The following is a 6,630-nucleotide window of genomic DNA, read 5'->3' on the forward strand; positions in this document are numbered from 1 at the left end:
AGCGCTGGCAAGTCACCCCAGCAGCAGCATGCCGCCCAGCACAAACACCGCGAGGAAAACCGTCTCTCCCAGGATCAGGAGAAACGGCACTGATCCGGAAGCCACCAGGGATTTAAAGGATGTTTTCATACCGAGCGCCGCCACGGCCAGAATAATGCACCAACGGGATAAATCGACAAAGAAACCGGTAATCTGGGTTGGCAGATCCATCATGTTGTTCAACGCCATCAAACAGACAAAGCCAATGGCAAACAGCGGCACCGGCAAACGCGACGCCGCCCCTTCACCGACTTGACCACGGAACAGCAGCGCGATTACCAGCACAACCGGGATCAAGAGCGCCACGCGCATCAGTTTGATCACGGTGGCAACATCCCCGGTATTTTCCGATACGCTGTATCCCGCCCCCACCACCTGGGCCACATCATGGATGGTGCCGCCCAGGAATATGCCGGTATCCGACTCGCTGAGACCCAGCCAACCGGCCATCATGGGATAAAGGATCATGGCCACCGTGCTGAGCGCGGTCACCGTGACAATGGTATAAATGGTATCGCGTTCGGCATCCTTATGACCTGGCAGGACCGCTGAGATGGCCAACGCCGCAGATGCACCACAGATCCCGACCGCGCCACCGGTCAGAACGCCAAAGGCCCCTCGGCTTTTCGTCAGCCTAGCCACCCCCCAGCCAAAAAGGATGGTTGCCGCAATCGCCGCCAGCATCAATACCGCCGGTCCCCAGCCCAATCCGGCGATCTGATCAAAGGAGATCCGAAGCCCCAGCAAACCGACCCCGATACGAAGAATGGATTTTGAGGCAATCTCAATGCCCTTTGTCGTCCGGTCCGATTCAGACAGGAAATTGAAGGCAATCCCCAACAAAAGGGCATAGAGCATGGCCGGGCCGTCATAATGCTCTTCCAGGAACACCGCGGCGAGGGCCACTGTGCAGCAGGCGATCAGCCCCGGGAAATAGATATTGAAGAAACTCCGTCCCCGCTCCAGCAATGCAACCATTTCCGACTCCCTGAATACCGATTTGTTATCTGCGTTATTTTGTCCCGGTTTTTTACATGCAAATAATGGAGAACCACGTCAAGCCCAATGGAACTGCGGCCTTGTGAAGGAAATGGAAAAGCAAAGCACGGAAATTGCGGATTTCCGCTGAAAATATCCCATACCACATTGAACGAATCATGCTAAGGTCAATGACAGTTGAGAAATCATCAACTATGGCAAGGCGATTTCCCGCCCCGAAATCAGCCCTGCCAGAAAAACCGGGCGCTTGGATTGGCGATAGTGGATTTCATCGTCGGCCTGGAGACAGTCACTGGCATACACGCCGGTGAGACGGGGCGCTTGAACCAAATCGCAAAATCCAGACTCGGCCTTAAGAAAACCATATTTGGCAGATAGGATTCTATTTATTGAATCAGAAGAACCGCAACACTATATAAATAGTAGGACAATTCGATATCATCTTTATTGATCAAATACTTAATATGGGAAAATTGGTTCATCTCTTTACCAATATTTAACGAAGCGGCGGTAGAATTATGGAAGTCGCGACAGAAGAAAAAGCTTAGGGGGCACTCGCAAGAGGAGGCCCCTTTTTTAATTCCAGTACCTGTTCGTCTAAGGAGGCGTTTGAACATTTAAGGAGGGTCTATAGTCCATGGATATTGTGAGCCAGTTCGCAGAACATTATGACCGGCATCATCTGGAGGAGATTTCGGTTCAAGATTACCTGCTTGCCTGCAAGGATGATCCGTCATTCTATGCCACCACGGCAGAGCGCATGATCAAGGCCATCGGCGAGCCCGCGGTTGTTGACACCAGCCAGGATTCCAGGCTCAGCCGGATTTTCCAGAATCGGACCATTAAGACCTATCCCAGCTTTCAGGACTTTTTTGGCATGGAAGACACGGTGGAACGTATCGTGGGTTACTTCCGCTATGCCGCCCAGGGCCTGGAAGAACGCAAACAGATCCTTTACTTGCTCGGCCCCGTTGGCGGCGGCAAATCCTCGCTGGCCGAACGGCTGAAACAGCTGATCGAGCAGGAGCCGATCTATGCCCTGAAAGCCGGCGACCAGATCAGCCCGCTTTTCGAATCACCCCTTGGCCTCTTCAATCCGGACAAAATGGGCGACCTTCTGGCTGATAAATACGGCATCGCGCATCATCGCCTGCCGGGGATCATGTCGCCCTGGGCTGTAAAACGACTGGATGAATATGACGGCGATATCTCGAAATTTTCCGTTGTGCGGCTGACCCCCTCCAAGCTGCGCCAGATCGGCGTCGCCAAGGTCGAGCCCGGTGACGAGAATAACCAGGATATCGCAACCCTGGTCGGAAAAGTGGATATCCGCAAGCTGGAACATTTCAGCCAGGATGACCCGGATGCCTACAGCTATTCCGGCGGCCTGAACCGCTGTACCCAGGGTTTGATGGAATTTGTGGAAATGTTCAAGGCCCCGATCAAGGTGCTGCATCCCCTGCTGACTGCAACTCAGGAAGGCAACTATACCGGCACGGAAAGTTTCGGCGCATTCCCGTTCCAGGGCATCGTGCTCGCACATTCCAACGAATCGGAATGGCAGCAGTTCAAGAATAACAAGAATAACGAAGCCTTCATCGACCGGGTCAGCATCGTCAAGGTTCCCTATTGCCTGCGCGCGACGGAAGAGGCGATGATTTACAAGAAGCTGCTGGAAAACAGCCAGCTGAGTGAATCCAACTGTGCACCGGAAACCTTGAATGTGCTCAGCCGGTTCTGTGTGCTGAGCCGCCTGAAGGCCCATGAGAATTCCAATCTTTATTCCAAGATGCGGGTCTATGACGGCGAAAGCCTCAAAGATACCGATCCCAAGGCAAAAACGGTCCAGGAATACCGGGATGCAGCCGGTGTGGATGAAGGTATGGAAGGGGTTTCCACCCGATTTGCCTTCAAGGTGCTTTCCGCCACCTTCAACTATGATGTGGAGGAAGTCACCGCCGATCCGGTCCATCTGATGTTCATGCTGGAGCAGGCGATCAAACGGGAACAATTCCCGCCGGAAACCGAATCCACTTATCTGGAATTCATCAAGGAAGAGCTGGCGCCCCGATATGCGGAATTCATCGGGAACGAGATCCAGAAAGCCTATCTGGAAAGCTACAGCGAATACGGCCAGAACGTGTTCGACCGTTATATCTCCTACGCCGATGCATGGATCGAGGAACAGGATTACAAGGATCCGGACACCGGCCAGTTGTTCAACCGCGAAGTTCTGGATCAGGAGTTGTCAAAAATCGAGAAACCCGCCGGCATCGCGAATCCGAAGGACTTCCGGAATGAAGTGGTCAAATTCGCGCTCCGGACACGGGCCCAGAATGAAGGCAAGAATCCGGAATGGACCAGTTACGAAAAACTGCGTGATGTGATCGAGAAACACATGTTCAGCCATGTGGAGGATCTGTTGCCGGTCATCAGCTTCGGTTCGAAGAAGGACAGCGATACCGATGCCAAACATAAGGAGTTCGTACATCGTATGACCGAGCATGGTTATACCGAACGCCAGGTCCGGCGCCTGGTTGAATGGTATATGCGCGTTAACAAGGCTGGTTAAGCGGGAGGTTGGATACGGTATGCATCATTTCATCGACCGCCGCCAAAATCCAAAAGGGAAAAGCCTCGGGAACCGGCAACGGTTCCTGCGGCGCGCCCGTCATCACATCAAGGAGATGGTCAATAAATCGGTGAAGGACCGGGCGGTCAGCGATATCGCCAGCGGCGAGAAAATCTCGATTCCGACCCGGGGCATCGACGAGCCGCATTTCACCAACTCACCCACCGGGGGCTACCGGCAGCGCGTCCTGCCCGGCAACAAGGAATTTGTCGTCGGAGACAGTTTCCCCAGACCCAAGCAAGGGGCCGGTGAAGGCCGCGGCAAAAAAGCATCCGAGGATGGCGAGGGTGAAGACGACTTCACCTTCACCCTGACCCGGGATGAATTTCTCGAGCTTTTGTTTGAGGATTTGGAACTGCCCGATTTGGTCAAGACCACTTTGAAGGAAACCACCACCATCCGGCAAAAACGCGCGGGCCATACCTCCGACGGTATGCCGGCGAATTTGAATGTGCTGCGCACCATGCGCAATGCCTATGGCCGCAGGCTCGCTCTCAAACGGCCTAAGCTGGAAGAGGTAGAAGCACTGGAAGCGGATATTGCCGATCTGGAGACCCGTACCCCGCATTCGGATAAGGACCGGAAAAAGCTGGAGGAGCTGAAAGGCCGGTTGGAAGTTCTTCAGCGTAAACGCAAGGTTGTCGCCTATATCGACCCTGTGGATGTGCGCTACAACGCCTTCGTGCCAGAGACCGTGCCCAACTCAAAAGCTGTCATGTTCTGTCTGATGGACGTGTCCGGATCTATGGGCGAACGGGAAAAGAATCTGGCGAAACGCTTTTTCCTGCTGCTGCATCTCTTCCTGGACCGTTGCTACGAACATACAGAGATCGTTTTCATCCGGCATACCCATTATGCCCAGGAAGTGGACGAAGACACCTTCTTTTACGGTCGTGAGACCGGCGGCACGGTGGTGTCCACCGCCTTGGTCGAGATGGAACGTGTGTTGAAGGAACGCTATCCCACGGATGAATGGAATATCTACGCCGCCCAGGCTTCAGACGGTGAGAATCTCAGCCGGGATTCCGCCAAATGTGAAAATTACCTGGAGCAGCACATCATGCCCTTGTGCCAATTCTACGCCTATGTGGAGATCATCGAGGAAAGTGAGATGGAAATTCTCAAATCCGAGGAAACCGGCGGGGAATTGTGGCGTGCCTACCGGTCAGTGCGCGAACGCTGGCCCAACTTCGATATGAGACGGGTGGCCGATCCCTCGCATATCTATCCGGTTTTCCGGGAATTGTTCGCCAAAAAATTAGGGTAAGGAGGGGATCGACTTATAATGGCCAAGAAAAAACTTGAGACCCAGCCGCTTTTCACAGAATCCGACTGGACCTTTGAGAGCATGGGGATCGTCTATGAAGCGATCCAGGATATCGCACTCAATGACCTGAGCCTGGATGTCTATCCCAACCAGATAGAGATCATCTCCTCCGAACAGATGCTGGATGCCTATTCCTCCATCGGCTTGCCCTTGATGTATCAGCATTGGTCCTTCGGCAAACGCTTTGTCCGGGATGAGACCATGTATCGAAAAGGCATGACCGGACTCGCTTACGAGATTGTCATCAATTCCAATCCCTGCATCAGCTACAATATGGAAGAAAACACCATGGCGCTGCAGACATTGGTCATGGCCCATGCCGCTTTCGGGCATAATCATTTCTTCAAGAATAATTATCTCTTCAAGCAATGGACCGATGCAGACGGTATTTTAGATTACATCTCCTTTGCCAAGAATTTCATCATGAAATGCGAAGAGAGATATGGTTTCCAGGCCGTTGAGGACCTTCTTGACGCCGCCCATTCCCTGATGTCGCATGGTGTGTTCCGCTATCGTCGGCCGCCGCGCCCGACCAAAGAGGAACTGGAAGCCATGCGCCGCATGCGCGAAAGCCATGAGGAAAAGCAAAGCCAGCTTGATATCTGGATGGAAAGCATGCTGAACCCCTCCCCCGAGGAGCGGGAGCTCAACCGCCGGGAACGGGTCGACCGACAGAGTAAAATGAACCTGCCGGAAGAAAACCTGCTCTATTTCTTCGAAAAAAACAGTCCGGTCCTGGAACCCTGGCAGCAAGAGATTTTACGAATCGTGCGCTCCCTTGCACAATATCTCTATCCGCAAAAACAGACCAAAGTGATGAATGAGGGCTGTGCCACCTTCGTCCATTACTACATCATTAACCGCCTTCATGATCAGGGCCTGATCACCGATGGTGCCTTTATGGAGATGCTGCATTCCCATACCAATGTTGTGATGCAGCCGGATTTCGACGATCCGCGTTTTTCCGGAATCAATCCCTATACGCTGGGTTTCAACATGATGATGGATATCAAGCGGATCTGCGAGGATCCCACGGATGAGGACAGGGAATGGTTTCCGGATTTCGCCGGATCCGACGATTGGCGATCCGTATTGAAGCACGCCTGGGCCAATTACCGCGATGAATCCTTCATCCAACAGTTTTTAAGCCCGCATCTGATGCGCAAGATGAAGCTGTTCGTGATCACGGATGATTCCAAGAAGGACGAGTTGGAAGTCACCGAGATCCATAGCTCACGCCATTATAAGAAATTGCGCCAGACACTTGCGAACAGTTACGACATCACCAATTACGAAGCCAATATCCAGGTCATGGATGCCGACCTTAAAGGCGATCGAATCCTGAAGCTGCGCCATGGGGTCCATAACGGCATCCTTCTGGAGGACAAAAGCCGGGATGAGGTGCTGAAATATGTGAAATATCTGTGGGGGTATGATGTGACGCTGGACGGCCATGATCAGGAAACCGATCAGCATCTCTACAGCGCATCCACCATCGAGGAAAAGGTGGAACCCGGCAGTAAGAAGAAAAGCTGAAGTGTAGTAGTCGAGACTCCGTCTGACAGTTACCGGCTTTGACGCGGTGTTCTGTCAGGTCAGGTTCAGTCTACGAACTTTTCCTTCCAGATTGGTT

General features: G+C 52.9%; 4 protein-coding genes. 3 read left to right on the plus strand and 1 reads right to left on the minus strand.

Annotation, left to right across the window (positions count from 1 at the left end; translation table 11 throughout):
• Positions 1-12 precede the first annotated feature (12 nt).
• Positions 13-1,017 carry a YeiH family protein gene (locus DFP90_RS16440; protein ID WP_115937604.1) on the minus strand — a complete coding sequence of 335 codons (1,005 nt, stop codon included), beginning with the start codon at positions 1,015-1,017 and terminating at the stop codon, positions 13-15.
• 658 nt (positions 1,018-1,675) lie between these two features.
• Between DFP90_RS16440 and DFP90_RS16445 the strand changes: the two genes are divergently transcribed.
• From DFP90_RS16445 to DFP90_RS16455, 3 genes are read left to right on the plus strand one after another with little or no spacing between them, the layout of a single operon-like run.
• Positions 1,676-3,610 carry a PrkA family serine protein kinase gene (locus DFP90_RS16445; protein ID WP_115937605.1) on the plus strand — a complete coding sequence of 645 codons (1,935 nt, stop codon included), beginning with the start codon at positions 1,676-1,678 and terminating at the stop codon, positions 3,608-3,610.
• 19 nt (positions 3,611-3,629) lie between these two features.
• Positions 3,630-4,937: a YeaH/YhbH family protein gene (locus DFP90_RS16450; protein WP_115937606.1), complete on the plus strand. Its 1,308-nt coding sequence runs from the start codon at positions 3,630-3,632 to the stop codon at positions 4,935-4,937.
• Positions 4,938-4,955: 18 nt separating this feature from the next.
• Positions 4,956-6,533, plus strand: coding sequence for a SpoVR family protein (locus DFP90_RS16455; RefSeq protein WP_115937607.1), 1,578 nt, complete (start codon positions 4,956-4,958; stop codon positions 6,531-6,533).
• The last annotated feature ends 97 nt before the right edge of the window (positions 6,534-6,630 follow it).

The sequence above is a fragment of the Aestuariispira insulae genome, assembly GCF_003385955.1.
Lineage (GTDB): Bacteria > Pseudomonadota > Alphaproteobacteria > UBA8366 > Aestuariispiraceae > Aestuariispira > Aestuariispira insulae.

Bases quoted from the DNA above. Each gene is read 5' to 3' on its own strand.
- DFP90_RS16445 (WP_115937605.1), top strand. From the start codon at position 1,676: ATGGATATTGTGAGCCAGTTCGCAGAACATTATGACCGGCATCATCTG.
- DFP90_RS16440 (WP_115937604.1), bottom strand. From the start codon at position 1,017: ATGGTTGCATTGCTGGAGCGGGGACGGAGTTTCTTCAATATCTATTTC.
- DFP90_RS16450 (WP_115937606.1), top strand. From the start codon at position 3,630: ATGCATCATTTCATCGACCGCCGCCAAAATCCAAAAGGGAAAAGCCTC.
- DFP90_RS16455 (WP_115937607.1), top strand. From the start codon at position 4,956: ATGGCCAAGAAAAAACTTGAGACCCAGCCGCTTTTCACAGAATCCGAC.